General features: G+C 64.6%; 15 protein-coding genes and 2 pseudogenes. 10 read left to right on the top strand and 7 right to left on the bottom strand.

The genetic code is table 11. The annotated features are described in order from the left end of the window. Position 1 precedes the first annotated feature (1 nt). A complete protein-coding gene (locus ASH04_RS21920) occupies positions 2-442 on the top strand; it encodes a cupin domain-containing protein (protein ID WP_057474530.1) in 441 nt (146 codons plus the stop codon). Further along, positions 435-1,253: a spermidine synthase gene (locus ASH04_RS21915; protein WP_057474529.1), complete on the top strand. Its 819-nt coding sequence runs from the start codon at positions 435-437 to the stop codon at positions 1,251-1,253. The genes ASH04_RS21920 and ASH04_RS21915 overlap by 8 nt, the downstream gene beginning before the upstream one ends. Here ASH04_RS21915 and ASH04_RS21910 read toward each other — a convergent pair. From ASH04_RS21910 to uraD, 5 genes and pseudogenes are all read right to left on the bottom strand, one after another. After that, complete coding sequence (locus ASH04_RS21910) at positions 1,250-2,011, bottom strand: IclR family transcriptional regulator (protein ID WP_032385163.1); 762 nt, start codon at positions 2,009-2,011, stop codon at positions 1,250-1,252. The genes ASH04_RS21915 and ASH04_RS21910 overlap by 4 nt on opposite strands. A 43-nt stretch (positions 2,012-2,054) precedes the next feature. Beyond that, positions 2,055-3,334: pseudogene (locus tag ASH04_RS21905) on the bottom strand (nucleobase:cation symporter-2 family protein). A gap of 133 nt (positions 3,335-3,467) precedes the next feature. Continuing rightward, on the bottom strand, positions 3,468-4,391 hold the full coding sequence (gene pucL / locus ASH04_RS21900) for a factor-independent urate hydroxylase (RefSeq protein WP_057474528.1): 924 nt from the start codon (positions 4,389-4,391) through the stop codon (positions 3,468-3,470). A 5-nt stretch (positions 4,392-4,396) separates the two neighbouring features. Then, complete coding sequence (gene uraH, locus ASH04_RS21895) at positions 4,397-4,735, bottom strand: hydroxyisourate hydrolase (RefSeq protein ID WP_057474527.1); 339 nt, start codon at positions 4,733-4,735, stop codon at positions 4,397-4,399. Next, on the bottom strand, positions 4,728-5,267 hold the full coding sequence (gene uraD, locus ASH04_RS21890) for a 2-oxo-4-hydroxy-4-carboxy-5-ureidoimidazoline decarboxylase (protein WP_235580065.1): 540 nt from the start codon (positions 5,265-5,267) through the stop codon (positions 4,728-4,730). The genes uraH and uraD overlap by 8 nt, the downstream gene beginning before the upstream one ends. A gap of 233 nt (positions 5,268-5,500) precedes the next feature. Here uraD and ASH04_RS21885 point away from each other — a divergent pair, with 233 nt between their 5' ends. Genes ASH04_RS21885 through allB form a run of 7 tightly spaced genes read left to right on the top strand, consistent with a single transcriptional unit; the run spans position 5,501 to position 12,931 of the window. After that, positions 5,501-5,896 carry an allophanate hydrolase-related protein gene (locus ASH04_RS21885; RefSeq protein ID WP_032385160.1) on the top strand — a complete coding sequence of 132 codons (396 nt, stop codon included), beginning with the start codon at positions 5,501-5,503 and terminating at the stop codon, positions 5,894-5,896. A gap of 12 nt (positions 5,897-5,908) precedes the next feature. Beyond that, positions 5,909-6,733 carry a hydroxypyruvate isomerase family protein gene (locus ASH04_RS21880; RefSeq protein ID WP_057474526.1) on the top strand — a complete coding sequence of 275 codons (825 nt, stop codon included), beginning with the start codon at positions 5,909-5,911 and terminating at the stop codon, positions 6,731-6,733. A 9-nt stretch (positions 6,734-6,742) separates the two neighbouring features. After that, positions 6,743-7,639: a 2-hydroxy-3-oxopropionate reductase gene (locus ASH04_RS21875; protein ID WP_057474525.1), complete on the top strand. Its 897-nt coding sequence runs from the start codon at positions 6,743-6,745 to the stop codon at positions 7,637-7,639. 1 nt (position 7,640) lies between these two features. Then, positions 7,641-9,440: a glyoxylate carboligase gene (gcl, locus tag ASH04_RS21870; protein ID WP_057474524.1), complete on the top strand. Its 1,800-nt coding sequence runs from the start codon at positions 7,641-7,643 to the stop codon at positions 9,438-9,440. Between the two features lie 2 nt (positions 9,441-9,442). Further along, complete coding sequence (locus ASH04_RS21865; RefSeq protein WP_057474523.1) at positions 9,443-10,588, top strand: glycerate kinase; 1,146 nt, start codon at positions 9,443-9,445, stop codon at positions 10,586-10,588. Next, on the top strand, positions 10,585-11,628 hold the full coding sequence (gene alc, locus ASH04_RS21860; RefSeq protein WP_057474522.1) for an allantoicase: 1,044 nt from the start codon (positions 10,585-10,587) through the stop codon (positions 11,626-11,628). The genes ASH04_RS21865 and alc overlap by 4 nt, the downstream gene beginning before the upstream one ends. Beyond that, a complete protein-coding gene (gene allB / locus ASH04_RS21855; protein ID WP_057474521.1) occupies positions 11,579-12,931 on the top strand; it encodes an allantoinase AllB in 1,353 nt (450 codons plus the stop codon). The genes alc and allB overlap by 50 nt, the downstream gene beginning before the upstream one ends. A gap of 265 nt (positions 12,932-13,196) precedes the next feature. On the opposite strand, the pseudogene ASH04_RS27625 reads toward allB, so the two are convergent. Next, positions 13,197-13,745: pseudogene (locus tag ASH04_RS27625) on the bottom strand (DUF222 domain-containing protein); the annotation flags it as partial. Between ASH04_RS27625 and ASH04_RS26820 the strand changes: the two are divergent. Continuing rightward, positions 13,721-13,954, top strand: a complete 234-nt coding sequence (locus tag ASH04_RS26820) for a hypothetical protein (protein WP_162247562.1) — start codon at positions 13,721-13,723, stop codon at positions 13,952-13,954. The pseudogene ASH04_RS27625 and the gene ASH04_RS26820 overlap by 25 nt on opposite strands. A gap of 49 nt (positions 13,955-14,003) precedes the next feature. Here the strand turns inward: ASH04_RS26820 and ASH04_RS21845 are convergent, their stop codons facing one another. Next, on the bottom strand, positions 14,004-15,080 hold the full coding sequence (locus ASH04_RS21845; protein WP_057474519.1) for an XdhC family protein: 1,077 nt from the start codon (positions 15,078-15,080) through the stop codon (positions 14,004-14,006).

Genomic DNA, 15,080 nt, shown 5'->3' with positions numbered 1-15,080 from the left:
CATGACATCGTTGCCCGACTGGGCTCAGAGCCTGGACCTTGCACCCCACCCGGAGGGTGGATGGTTCAAGGAGACCTGGCGCAGCGAGGTCACGATTCCACTGGCAGCTCTGCCCGACGGCTACCCGGGGTCACGTGCGGCAGGGACGGCAATTCTGTTCCTGCTCATGCCCGGTCAGCAGTCGGCCTGGCACACCGTTCGCGGCACCGAGATGTGGCTCTATCACCGGGGCAGTCCGGTGCAACTAGACCTGGGCAGTGATGGAACCCAGCCGGGTGAGGTGACCACGCTGCTGGTTGCGCCCGAGTCTCCGCAGCAGATCGTGCCACCGTCGGTGTGGCAGCGGGCGCGGCCGGTGGGCGAGGAGCCGAGCTTGGTCAGTTGCATCGTCACCCCGGGATTCGATTTCGAGGACTTCCGGCTCGAGGACTCCCATGGGTAGGAAGCGTGAGTCCGCTGGAGGGCTGAAGCCCGGCCTGTTCGAAATCGACTCGGGCACCTGCGAACTGGTGCGCGATACCTTCTCCGACGACGGGTGGGTAGTCAACGTCAACGACGTCCCGAGCTCGCACATCGACATGAACGACCCCACGGTGCTCGAGTTCGAGTACATGCGGTGGATCTCGGGACTGGTTCGAGCGCAATGGGATTCGAGCTTCCCGCTGCGGGCTCTGCATCTCGGGGGCGGAGCGTGCACATTGGCGCGCTCGTTCACCGCGGAGTTTCCCGGTGCGCGTCAGGTGGTGGTGGAGCTCGACGGGAAGCTCTCGGAGCTGGTTCGTGAATGGTTCGACCTCCCTCGGGCACCGCTGCTGCGTATCCGCGTCGGCGAGGCACGGGCCGTCACCGAGACGCTGAGCGAGAACAGCCGAGACCTGATCGTGCGAGATGTGTTCTCCGGAGCCACAACTCCGACCCCGCTGCTCACCGCCGAGTTCACCGAGCATGTTCGACGCGTTCTCTCGCCCGGCGGCATGTATGTCGTCAACTGCGGTGATCGACGCGATCTCTCGCTCGCGAAGCAGGAGGCGTCGACCATCGGAAGTATATTTCCGCACACGGCGATCGTCGCCGATCCGGCGATGCTCAAGGGCAGGCGCTACGGCAACATCATCATTGCCGGCAGTGACGTCCCGATCGGGGACTCCCCGGCTTTGGCGCGGGAGCTTCTCGGCGGCGCAGTTCCGGCACACGTGTGGTTGACCGAGCAGGTGCGGTCCTTCGCCCGCGACGCGAGAGTGTTGAAAGATTAAGGCGCTGGGATGTTGCTCGCGAGATCTTTCGCCAGGCGTTCCGCGGCCGAGATCAGCAGGGGTACGAACTGCTCGGCCGACTCGAGCGTGACCCGAGCGGTGGGCCCGGCGATCGACATCGCCGTGAGCGTCGGAGCGCCGATCACCGGAACGGCGAAGCAGCGCACTCCCACTTCCTGCTCACCGTCGTCGACGGCGTACCCGCGTTCGCGGATCAGTGCGAGATCCTCGAGCAACGCGTCGAGTGTGGTGATGGTGTTGACGGTGCGTGGGGCCATGCCGAGGCGGCCGACGATCGCGCGGACGGCGTCGTCGTCCAACTGCGACAGCAATGCCTTGCCGACGCCGGTGGAATGCGGCAACACGCGCTGACCGACCTCGTTGAACATCCGCATCGCGTGTTCCGATGGGACCTGCGCGACATACACGGCCATGTCGTCCTCGAGAAATGCCATGTTCGAGGTCTCGTGGGTGATCCGCACCAGCTCGGCGAGATACGGCTTGGCCCATCCACCGATGAGCTTGGACGCGCTGTCGCCCAATCGAATCAGTTTGGTACCCAATGCATATCGGCGTGACGGCAAACGCCTGACGTAGCCGAGCGACACCAGTGTGCCGATCAGTCGGTGCACCGTCGGCATCGGCAGGTCGGTGCCCTCGGCGAGTTCGCTGATGCCGATGGATCCGCCCGAGGAGGCCATGATGTCGAGCAACTCGAACGCTCGCTCCACGGACTGCACCCCGCCGCCTGCCGCCACAGTCCACCTCGCACCGTCGTAGTCGTACCCGTCCCGAAGAACTCTACTGGTGATGCCGCGTCGCCACCGGCGGTGCAGCGGTCACCACCGAGGGCGAGGGCTTCTGACCCTTCGTGATGACGTTGAACAGGATGTTCAGCACGACGGCCACGATGCTCGCGGCGCTGATGCCCGAGTCGAGCACCACGTGGACCCAGTCGGGAAAGGCCGCGTAGAAGCCCGGGACGGCAATGGGGATGACCCCGAATCCGATGGCCACCGCCACGATGACGAGGTTGAGGTTGCCGTCGAACTCGACCTTGGACAGCGTCCGGATACCGCTGGCCGCCACCGAGCCGAACAACACGATGCCCGCGCCGCCGAGTACCGGCAGTGGAACCGATGCCACGACGAGCCCGAGGACGGGGAAAAGGCCGAGGAACAACAGCACCGAGCCGCCGGCGGCTACGACGTAACGACTCTTGATGCCGGTGACCGCGACGAGTCCGACGTTCTGGGCGAACGCACTGGGCGGGAAGGTGCCGAACACGGGAGCGATGGTGGTGGCGACCATGTCTGCTCGCAGGCCGTCGCCGACGCGTCGGGCATCGACGTCGGTGCCCACGATCTCGCCGACGGCCAGGATGTCGGCGGTGGTCTCGGTCATGATCACCAGGATGACGACCACCATCGACATGATGGCTGCCACCTGGAATGTCGGTGCTCCGAACGCGAACGGCTCCGGGAAGCTGAAGATGGCACCGTCGCCCACACCGGAGAAATCGGCCTTGCCGATCAGGACCGCGAACACCGTGCCGACGATGATGCCGATGAGGATCGACAGGCGCGAGAGTGTGCCCTGCACGAGGCGGCTGACGAGCAGGACCACCACGAGGCTGAACGCCGCGAGACCGATGTTGGACATCGAGCCCCAGTCGGTGGCCTGCTGATCACCGCCCATCGCCCACCGAACCGCAACGGGCAGTAGCGAGATGCCGATGACGGTGATGATCGCGCCGGTCACACCGGTGGGAAGAAGCGAACGATCTTGCTGAAGAACGGGGTGATGAGGATGCCGATGGCACCGGCGGCGATGATGGCTCCGAACACCGAGTTCAGTCCACCCGGTCCGCTCGCGATGGCCACCATCGTGGACACGGATGCGAACGAAATCCCCTGTACCAGAGGTAGCTTGGCACCGAAATAGGGTACTCCGAGTGTCTGCAGCAACGTGGCCGCTCCGCTGACGAACAACGCGGCCGAGACCAACAGCGCGATCTCGGTGCCGGTCAATCCCGCTGCGCCGCCGACGATCAGGGGTGGTGCGATGACGCCGCCGTACATCGTCAGGATGTGTTGCAATCCGTAGACGTACGACCTGCCGATCGACAATCGCTCGTCCTCGGGACGGGCGGGGTCGTGCGGCGCATGAGCGCGGTTGGTCAACGTGCGTTTCGTCAGCTTCATGGCCGCGCTCCTAGCAGAATCCGGGAACGGTATCCCAGGCGCGGCCTGCGTCCGGGGCATCGTCACGTTCCACTGTGGCCTCGATCAGACCGTAGGGGCGATCCGCGACATAGAAGACCTCACCGGGGTTGTCGAGTCCGAACGGCTCCAGATCGACAAGGAAGTGATGAATGTTGGGCATCGAGAACTTGATCTCGCCGATCTCGGGATGCGCCTCGAGTACTTGCTTTCCCATCTGGAACAGGCTCTGCTGCAACGCAAGAGAGTGAGTCGATGCGAAGGCGTCGAGCATGATCGAACGGACGTCGTCGAAGGTCTTGTCGAAATCGAGCTCGGTAGTGAGGTACCGCCAGCGGGCGCTGACCGACGTCGCGAGGATTCGGTCGGTGGTTTCCTTCAATGTGGTGTAGCGGTCCTTCGGATAACCCCAGAACTCGGACGCCGTCGAGTTCAATACGACGAGGTCGCTGATTCCGGAGACGATGGAAATGTTCTCGCCATCGACGGTGACGATGGTGTTCCGCTTCTCGTCGCTCGCCTTGACGAACGAGTGGTCGTATCCGTTCGAACCGGGTCGTTCCGCAGGCTCCACTCCTGCTTCACCTTTTGCGATACGCGACCACTGGTACTGCTCGATTTCCCAGCGCCCACCGGTGATCCAATCGAAGTTGCCGGTGAAGTGCGAGCCGAGACGAAGTGCGAAGTTCTCGATCGCACCGATGCCGTCGCGGGCGAAGGCGTAGACGGTGTTCTTCTGGGTGTCGGTGGCAACGACGTGTGCGTTGTCGCCCTCGATGTGGACGGCGTCGAGGTCGCCGCGCAGCTGGGAGGTGACGCTGACGTCGGTGATCCGGTGGCGGGGCGTCTCGCGGTCGATGCGGACGAGCCTGCATTCGGCCTTGCCGTACTGGTTTGCTCCGAGCACGATGGTCATGGGTTCTAGCTCCCTCGATAGGTGGTGAATGCGAACGGGCTCAACAGAAGTGGGATGTGGTAGTGCTGGTCGGGTGCGGTGATCTCGAAAGTGACGACCACCTCGGGGTGAAAGCATTCGGTGTGCTGGGCCGCGAAATACGCGCCAGTTGCGAAGGTGAGCCGGTAGGTGCCCGGCGTCAGTTCGGTGGGGCCGAGCGCTCCGACCCTGCCCTGCTCATCGGTGACGGCGTCGGCAACGTGGATACCGTGGTGATCGGCAAGGACGATCGAGACACCCTGCGCAGGAACGCCTCTCGCCGCATCGAGTACGTGGGCGGTCACGTGGCTCCTCGGGTCAGGCATCGCCGAGGCTTCCCGTTGCGCGAATCTCGGCGATCTCCCGCAGTTCGTGTTCGACGACGGCTGCCTCGGTCTCGGGGTCGTTGCCGAGCCTGGTCTGCAAAGCGTCGAGAACTGCGTCGGCATCCCGGCCGGCCGCCCTGATCAGGAACACCTGCCCGAAGCGGTTCTCGTAGGCCAGATTTCCCGCTCGTAGCCGATGTTCGACGCTCGCGTCGGAGACGTCGACGCCGGATTGTTCGGCGCTCGCGTAGTCCGCACTTGCATCGTGATTGTCGGGTTTCTCGCCGATGCGCGGATGTACCGCAAGTGCGCGGTGTACTTCGTCGGCTGTCAAGGGTGCGGCAGCGTGATGAACGGCGTGACGCAGGGCCTGCATGTCGGTGAACGGGCGGGCGCTCAGAACTCCCTCGACCCAGCGAGGCACGTCGAGGCAGAGCGAGAGCGTGCGTACCGCATCTGTCTCGGAGGCCGTGTTCAGATCCGCAACGGCTCCGTGTGACTCTGATTCCGTATTACGAAATGTTGATTCCACCAATCGAGCGTGACACCGATCACACCGACTGTCAAGGGTTGATTCATGGCAGTCCATGTCGAGCCTTCCAGTGTTGCTGCACTGCGGAATTCGGCGGTTCGCAAGGGCTGCCTGGGCGTACGGGTCTTGACAGAGCTACGTGGTGCACGCCACACTCGAAACACAATACGGAATCAATATTCCGTATGACGGACTTTAGCTATGAATAGTCGTCCCCTAGGAGGCACCACTTCATGACGGAACTCTTCTGCAACGGTGGCGCAATGCGCGGTGGCAGCCTGCACCACAACGTCTCGTCCCACCCGTTCGTGGGGACAGTGCGCACCACACCCAACTACCGGTTCTTCTCCGTGCGGGACGAATTCCCGGCGCTGCTGCTCGACCACACCGCCGGCGCGGCCATCGAGGGAGAGCTGTACGACATTCCGCTCGACGACATCCGTACGGCATTCCTCCCGGACGAACCGCCGGAGCTCGAGCTCACCGTGGTTGCGCTCGAGGACGGGCGTTCCGTCCTCGGCGTCGGTCTCCGCCCCGGGGTGCTCGACGCGCAACCGGACGAGCTGACCGACATCACCTATGCCGGCAGCTGGCGTCGATACCGCGGACTGCCGCAACCTCAGAACTGAAAGGCACTGCGCATGAATATCTTTGCTGATTCTCGACTCCAGTACACCGTCAACTGTTCGATCCTCTTCACCGATATCCCCCTCCTCGATCGCCCGCAGCGTGCCCGCGACGCCGGCTTCGAGGCCGTCGAATTCTGGTGGCCGTTCTCGAACCCGGTCCCGTCCGATGCCGACGTCGATGCATTCGTGTCGTCCGTCCGCGATGCGGGCGTACAGCTGACCGGCCTGAACTTCGCCGCAGGAGACATGCCGGCCGGTGATCGCGGAATTCTCTCCGATCCGGCGCAGAAGCAGGCGTTCCGCGACAACATCGACGTCACCGTCGGAATCGGTGAGCAGCTGCGCACCCGCGCCTTCAACGCCCTGTACGGCAACCGCATCGACGGTGTGGATCCGCTGGATCAGGACGAGGTCGCGATCGAGAACCTGGCCGCCGCAGGCAGAGCCGCCGCGAAGATCGGCGGCGTCGTCCTGGTGGAGCCGGTCAGCGGCGCACCCGCCTATCCGCTGAAGTCCGCCGCCGGTGCCGTCGCGACCATCAAGCGCGTTGCCCGCGAGCAGGACGTACACAACCTCCGCCTGCTCGCCGACCTCTACCACCTCGCCGTCAACGGAGACGACGTTCCCGCAGCGCTCGAGGCCCACCACGACCTGATCGGGCACGTACAGATCGCCGACTCCCCGGGCCGCGGTGAGCCGGGAACCGGCAGCCTCGATCTCGGCGGGCAGCTCACCGGTCTCGCAGCACGGGGTTACGACGGCTACGTCGGACTCGAATACAAGGCCACCCAGCCGGATCCGTTCGCGTGGCTCGAACTGGCCACCACTACCAAGTAGGGATTTCTCATGAGCACCATTGCATTCATCGGCCTCGGAATCATGGGCAGTCCCATGTCCGTTCACCTCGCCAAGGCAGGCCACCAGGTGGTCGGCTACAACCTGACCCCCGATCGCACGGGTCCTCTGGTCGAGGCCGGCGGCACCGCTGCCGATTCGATCGCCAAGGCCGTCCACGACGCCGACATCGTCGCGATCATGGTCCCCGACTCCCCCGATGTGCAGGACGTTCTCGCCGGTGAAGGCGGGGTGTTCGACAATGCGCGACGCGACGCGCTGATCATCGACTTCTCCAGCATCCGTCCCGACGTCACCGCAACCTTGGCGGCCGACGCGTCCGCGCGCGGCTTCCGAATCCTCGATGCCCCGGTCTCCGGTGGACAGGCCGGTGCCGAGAACGCGACTCTGTCGATCATGGTCGGTGGCACCGCAGACGACTTCGCCACGGCCAAGCCGATTCTCGACGTCGTCGGAAAGACCGTCGTACACGTGGGTCCGAGCGGTTCCGGTCAGACGGTCAAGGCGGCCAACCAGCTGATCGTGGCCGGCAACATTCAGGTGCTCGCGGAGGCGATCGCATTCCTCGAGGCCTACGGCGTCGATCTGGCAGCGTCGGTGGAGGTTCTCGGCGGCGGCCTCGCCGGTTCGGCCGTGCTGAACCAGAAGGCCCAGAAGATGCTCGACCGGTCGTTCGAGCCCGGATTCCGCATCGACCTGCACCACAAGGATCTCGGCATCGTCACTTCGGCTGCGCGTGAAGCGGGCGTCGTGATTCCCATGGGCGCGGTGCTGGCACAGCTGATGGCCTCCGCCCGCGCCAACGGCGATGGTGGACTGGATCATTCGGCACTGTACCGCGGTGTCGCTCGCCTCTCGGGTTCCCCGATCACAAGCAAGGACAACTGACATGGCCAGGATGCGCGCGGCAGATGCCGCAGTGAAGATTCTCGAACTCGAAGGTGCAACAACCGCATTCGGCCTACCCGGTGCAGCGATCAACCCGTTCTACGCGTCGATGCGCAATCACGGCGGCATCCGCCACGTGCTGGCCCGCCACGTCGAAGGTGCCTCACACATGGCTGAGGGCTTCACCCGGGCCGCACCGGGGAACATCGGCATCTGTATCGGCACCTCCGGTCCGGCCGGTACCGACATGATCACCGGGCTGTATTCGGCCATGGCAGACTCGATTCCGATCCTTGCCATCACCGGGCAGGCCCCGGTCGCGCGGCTGCACAAGGAAGACTTCCAGGCCGTCGACATCGCGTCGATCGCGGCACCCGTCACCAAGATGGCGATGACGGTGCTCGAACCGGCCCAGGTTCCCGGGGCCTTCGCGCAGGCGTTCCATCTGATGCGGTCCGGTCGCCCCGGTCCGGTCCTGATCGATCTGCCCATCGACGTGCAGCTGGCCGAGATCGACTTCGATCCCGACACGTACCAGTCGCTGCCCGTGCACAAGCCCGTCGCCTCGCGTGCTCAGGCTGAGAAGGCCATCGACATGCTTCTGGCTGCCGAGCGCCCGTTGATCGTGGCCGGCGGCGGAATCATCAACGCCGATGCGTCGGATCTGCTCGTGCAGCTCGCCGAGATCCTCGACGTGCCGGTCATCCCGACTCTGATGGGATGGGGCACCATTCCAGACGATCACCGCCTCGCCGCAGGCATGGTCGGTCTGCAGACCGCGCACCGATACGGCAACGCAACGCTGCTGGCCTCGGACTTCGTACTCGGCATCGGAAACCGTTGGGCCAACCGGCATACCGGGGGCTTGGACACCTACCGCAAGGGCCGGAAGTTCGTCCACGTGGACATCGAGCCGACCCAGATCGGACGCGTCTTCGCGCCCGACTACGGCATCATCTCCGACGCCAAGGCAGCCCTCGAGCAGTTCGTCGCAGTCGCCGAAGAGCGTCGTGCTGCAGAGTCACTGCGCGATCTGTCCGGTTGGGTCGACGACTGCGCAACCCGCAAGCGCACGATGCATCGGCGCACCCACTTCGACAACGTGCCGATCAAGCCCCAGCGCGTCTACGAGGAGATGAACAAGGTCTTCGATCGCGATACCCGCTACATCAGCACCATCGGGCTCTCGCAGATCGCGGGCGGTCAGTTCCTGCACGTGTACTCCCCTCGCAACTGGATCAATTGTGGGCAGGCCGGCCCGCTCGGCTGGACCATCCCCGCGGCGCTCGGGGCGGTGGCCGCAGATCCGACTACGAATGTCGTTGCACTGTCCGGAGATTACGACTTCCAGTTCATGATCGAGGAGCTGGCCGTCGGTGCGCAGTTCAATCTGCCGTACGTGCATGTGGTGGTGAACAACTCGTACCTCGGGCTGATCCGGCAGGCGCAGCGCGCGTTCGACATGGACTTCTGCGTGCAGCTGGGATTCGACAACATCAACCACCAGGACACGTTGGACACTCAGCCCGGTATCCCCAAGGGCTATGGCGTCGACCATGTGCAGGTAGCTGAAGGACTGGGCTGCAAAGCACTTCGCGTCACCGAGCCCGAGCTCATCGGTGAGGCACTCGTGCGGGCCAGGACTCTGGCCAACGAGCACAAGGTTCCCGTTGTCGTGGAGATCATCCTCGAACGGGTCACCAACATCTCGATGGGCACGGAGATCGACAACGTCGGTGAGTTCGAGGAACTGGCCAACACGTCGGCGGACGCACCTACCGCTCTGCTTCTGCTGGACTAGAGATGACGCGAATTCTGCTGGCTCCCGACAAGTTCAAGGGTTCGCTGTCCGCGGCCGGGGTCGCTCGGGCGTTGGCCGAAGGTCTGGTCGCGGGCGATGCGTCCCTCGAGACGGTGTGCCTGCCGGTCGCCGATGGGGGTGACGGCACCGTCGACGCAGCCGTTGCCGCCGGATGGGACCGGATCGCAGTCACGTGCTCGGGCCCGACCGGTGAGCCGGTCGATACGTCGTATGCCCGTCGCGGTGATACCGCCGTCGTCGAACTGGCATCTGCCGTCGGACTCGAGCTCCTGCCGGACGGACGGCCGGATGCGCTGGGAGCCAGCACGTTCGGGCTGGGGACTGTCATCGCGCATGCTCTCGGCGCCGGCTCTGTTTCCGGTGCGCGGCGTATCGTCGTCGGGCTCGGGGGCAGCGCGTCCACAGACGGCGGCGCGGGAATGCTTATTGCGCTTGGGGCGCGCATCCTCGATGCCGAGGGCAAAGACGTTGCGCGCGGCGGTGGTGCGTTGCGCGGTGCGGTGCACCTCGATCTGAGCGGCTTGCTGCCGTCGGCTCGGAATGCGGTGTTCGAGTTGGCGTGCGATGTCGACAATCCGTTGCTCGGTCCTACCGGAGCAGCAGCGGTGTACGGACCACAGAAGGGTGCCGGACCTCAGGAGCGGCTGTATCTGGAACACGGGATGCGGCAGTGGGCGCATTTGGTGCGCAACGCAATCGGCCGGGATGTCAGTGGGCTTTCCGGCACCGGCGCAGCAGGTGGTACTTCGTTCGGTGCCATGGCTGTACTCGGCGCGGTTGCCAAGCCAGGGATCGAGACGGTGCTCGAGCTGATCGACTTCGGCAGCGCTCTGGCGTCGGCCGATCTGGTCGTCACCGGCGAGGGTTCACTCGACGAGCAGAGCCTCTACGGCAAGGCACCCATCGGAGTCGCGCACGCGGCGCGCGAAGCGGGTGTTCCGGTGATCACCGTGGCCGGGCGCAGCGTCATCGACCTGGACCGGCTGCGCAGCCACGGGGTAGTCGCCTCCTACGCATTGTCCGATCTCGAGCCGGACCCTCGAATCTCCATGCGCGACGCGGCCACGCTGCTCCACGATGTAGGGAAAACGATGGCCACCACTCACATTTTGGAAGGAATCTCATGAGCACCACGCATTTCACCTCGCTGACCGATCTCGCATCGCGGGCACTCGGCGGCAGCGTCTCGGCGGCGAACGACGAACTGTTCGCGCAGCGCGAGAACCTGATCAAGCCCGACGCCCCGCTGTTCGATCCGGCGGACTTCGGCCACAAGGGAAAGGTGTACGACGGGTGGGAAACTCGGCGTCGCCGTGACGAGGGTGGCCACGACTGGGCGATCGTACGGCTCGGTGCGCCGGGAATCGTCCACGGTGTAGTCGTAGACACCGCACACTTCACCGGAAACTACCCGCCGTTCGTCTCCGTCGAAGCCGCGTCGATCGAGGGTTACCCGTCCATCGACGATGTCCTGAAGACGGAGTGGCACACCATCGTCGACAAGTCTGCGGCAGTGGGGGACACAGCCAATACCTACGAGGTAGCCGATCGGCACCGGTGGACGCATGTGCGTCTGTCGATCTATCCCGACGGCGGTGTGGCCCGGTTCCGTGTGCACGGTGAGGTTGTGCAGGATCCGCGCTTCCTCGGCGGCACCATCGATCTGCTCGCCGCCGAGAACGGTGCCAGGCTCACCGACTGCTCCGATGCCTTCTACTCTTCCCCCGCCAACATCATCCTGCCCGGGCGGGCACGCAACATGGGTGAGGGCTGGGAGAACTCCCGCCGGCGTGGCGGCGGCAACGACTTCGCAGTGTTCGAGCTTGCGGCAGCTGGCGCTCCACGTTTCGTCGAGGTCGACACCAGCTACTACGTCGGCAACGCCCCGGGGTGGGTTCGGCTCAGCGCCATCGATTCTCGTCGCCGACACACCTCCGACCCGACGGCGTGGACCGAGATCCTTGCGCGCACCGCGGTCCAACCGGACACGCGTCACCGCTTCCTGCTCAACGCGACCGAGGCCTACACACACCTGCGGCTCGACGTGTATCCCGACGGCGGCTTGTCCCGATTGCGACTGTTCGGCGAACTGGACGCCGATGCCCTCGACGCGGCAGATGTCGCATGGAAATCCGCCGAGCTCCAGAGTGCCTCCAGTGCAGTCTGATCTGGTCATTCGGGCTGCCCGCGCGGTGATCGATGGGCGTGAGGTGGCGGCGACTGTGTCTGTCTCGAACGGCCGGATCGTCGCAATCGACTCCCTGGATGCCGGCGTATCTGCGACGACGGTGGTCGAGCTCGGACCGGACGAGGTGTTGCTGCCCGGGCTGGTCGACACCCATGTGCACGTCAACGATCCGGGTCGAACCGAATGGGAAGGCTTCGCCAGCGCAACTCGAGCTGCGGCCGCGGGAGGGATCACGACCATCGTCGACATGCCGCTCAACAGCATTCCGCCGACGGTCGACGTCGAGGCGTTGGAGATCAAGCGCCGGGTGGCGGTCGAGAAGTCGGTCGTCAACGTCGGATTCTGGGGTGGGGCAGTTCCCGGAAACGTCGAGCAGCTGCGACCCCTGCACGACGCAGGAGTCTTCGGTTTCAAGTGCTTCCTGTTGGCGTCGGGCGTGGACGAGTTTCCGCCGCTGACGCTGCCGGAACTGGAGAAGGCGCTGATCGGGATCGCGTCGTTCGACGGGCTGATGATCGTGCATGCCGAGAACGCCGAGGTGATAGCCGAGGCACCGACGGCGACAGGCCGTGAGTACTCGGGCTTCTTGGAATCGCGTCCACGTGCGGCCGAGAACCGTGCCATCGAGCAGGTGATCGAGGTGTCTCGTCGGACTGGTTGTCGGGTGCATATTCTGCATCTGTCGAGTGCCGATGCGTTGCCGATGATCGCGGCGGCGAAGCGGGACGGGGTGCGGCTGACCGTCGAAACCTGCCCGCACTACCTGTGTTTCGATGCGGAAGCAGTGCCGGCAGGAGCGACAGAGTTCAAGTGTTGCCCGCCGATTCGCGAGGCCGGAAATCGGGAGGCGTTGTGGCAGGGTCTGCACGACGGCACGATCGACACCATCGTCACCGACCACTCCCCCTGCACGCCCGACCTCAAGCGATTCGACACCGGTGACTTCGGCGATGCCTGGGGTGGGATTGCGTCGTTGCAGGTCTCGCTTGCTGCGGTGTGGACCGAAGCGCGCACCCGTGGGTTCGGGTTGACCGATGTCGTGCGGTGGATGGCATCGAACACGGCCGATCAAGTGGGATTGTCCGATCGAGGACGGATCGAAATCGGTTGCGCAGCAGATCTTGTGGTGTTCGCGCCCGACGAGACGTTCACCGTCGACGTGGATCGGCTGTACCACCGCAACCCGGTGAGTGCCTACGATCGGCTGGGATTGTCGGGTGTGGTGCGACGGTCGTGGATCGCAGGTTCGGAATTTTCGACGGGTAGATTGCTGTCGCGATAGACCTCTCTTCTTGGTGTGACCCGTTCAAAATGGTGGCGGTCCTTCGCCATTTGGGTCCGGCACCGGCTCCGGCTCGAGATTGTCGGGTGGGTCGGGGTAGGCGATGATGCCGGATCGTCTGGGTTTGGTGGGGATACAGGGCCGGAGGTCGTTGCCGAGGATAGGTACGGCTGTTCCTTTGGCGGGCAGGGTGATTCGGGTGGTCTTCGATGTCGACGGTGATCATCGTCAACGGCACCTGACGATCCGGCAATACGGTCTCGGTCTCGGTCTTCGGGCAGCCTGGGCGTTGGCACAGGCATGTCAGCCTGGGTTCTCCGTGCATTCGCGCCATGAAGGCATCACACAGTCGTTCCTGCTTACCGCGCGGATCTTTCGGGCAGACCGTGTCGGCCATTTCCTCCAGGAGCTGCCATGCGGCTGCGGCTTCGGGGGCGGTCAATTCTGCTCGGATGCGGGCCAATTCGCCGGCGGGACTATAGGTGACGGTGCGGAATCGTTTGGCGAATTCTCGTAGTGCCGCCGCTTCGTCGGGTGCGACGCGCAGCAGGATGTCCCAGATCTCTCTTTCCAGTGGACCCGGTGACGACCGTCGGGCCGCCTCGACGATGTCGCCCTCGACGGACTTGACGATGTCGTCGGAGAGGTTGTCGAGGATCCGGCTCACCGTACGTACGCGGGGGAGGTCGATGTCACCGGCCTCGAATGCTTTTTTCAGCAGAGGAAGCCGGGTGTGCAGTGCCACGCCGACGGACACGTAAGCCTCCGCGACAGTGGCGGAGACTGCCGATGCTTCGCATCCTGCGCGATGCAGGTGAGGTGGAAGTCGTAGCAGGCAGCGATCTTTCGGGCCGCATGCCGATTCTCTTCCCGCGCGGCAGTGATCAACGCATCCAACGACACCACTGGTGCAGCCATTCTTTTCACCCCCCGGTGACCCCAGTTCAGAACATGCGTTCGAACTGGGGAAAGCGTATCTCGACCTACCGACAAGAAACGGATTTGCCCAACTCGAGCCTGTGAGCAGGCACTCTGTTCGGTCCGGGTGGAGTGCGTGGGGTGTGATGTGGGCCTAAGCGTATTTCGCAGTCTCGGCGTCGTGGTGGATCGGGCCGGCGGTGTGTGTCAATGGGAGCGCACTACCCCCGCGTCTGGCCGCGACGAATTCCGCCGCGATGGCCAGCGCAGTTTCCTCGGGCGTTCGGGCTCCCAAGTCCAAGCCGATGGGCGACTTCAAGCGTGCGAGCTCCTGCTCGGTCAACCCCACCTCACGCAACCGGGCCGCGCGATCGTCGTGGGTCCTGCGCGATCCCATAGCGCCTACGAATGCGACGGGCAGCCTCAAAGCCACCTCCAGCAACGGCACATCGAACTTGGCGTCGTGAGTGAGTACGCAGATCACCGTGCGGGCATCGAGAGTCGTACGTGCCAAGTAGCTGTGCGGCCATTCGGTGACCACCTCGTCGGCATCGGGAAATCGTGCAGCAGTCGCGAATACGGGTCGAGCATCACAGACCGTGACGTGGTATCCGAGAAACTTTCCGACACGCGCCAGCGCTGCGGCGTAATCGATGGCTCCGAAGATCAGCAGCCGCGGGGCGGTGGCGTAGGACTGCACGAACACCTCGAGATCCGGCCGGCACCGCACCGAGCGGATGCCGGTACCCCCGGAGTCCAGCATCGCCAACGCCTCGCCGACTACAACTGCATCGACGTCCGAAAAACCGGTCGTGCCCATGGTTGCCGAGGACGAGACCGCAAGCGACTGCCCGGCCCCGGCGAGCATCGTCACCGTCGCCACTGCAGTGTCCGACGCAACGGCTGCCAACACTGCTCGCGGAGGCCCGAGGCGCACGAACACCTCGATCTCACCTCCACAAGTCAGCCCGACCGCAAAAGCGTCGACGTCGCTGTAGCCGAACGACTCTCGCTTGGACTCGCCGGTTTCGAGAACCTCGCGACACAGCTCGTACACCGCGCCTTCGACGCAGCCACCGGAGACACTGCCGACTGCCTCGCCGTCGGCGCTGACCGCCATCGCGGCACCCGGAAGCCGAGGGGCACTTCCGGATACCGCGATGACCGTCGCCACCGCGTAAGGAACACCTGCGTGGTCCCAGGCGGTCAGACGATCGACGATCTCTTTCAC

The sequence above is a fragment of the Rhodococcus sp. Leaf233 genome (assembly GCF_001426165.1).
GTDB lineage: Bacteria > Actinomycetota > Actinomycetes > Mycobacteriales > Mycobacteriaceae > Rhodococcoides > Rhodococcoides fascians.
The sequence above is the reverse complement of the archived record's forward strand: the minus strand, read 5'-3'. Positions and strand labels throughout refer to the sequence as shown.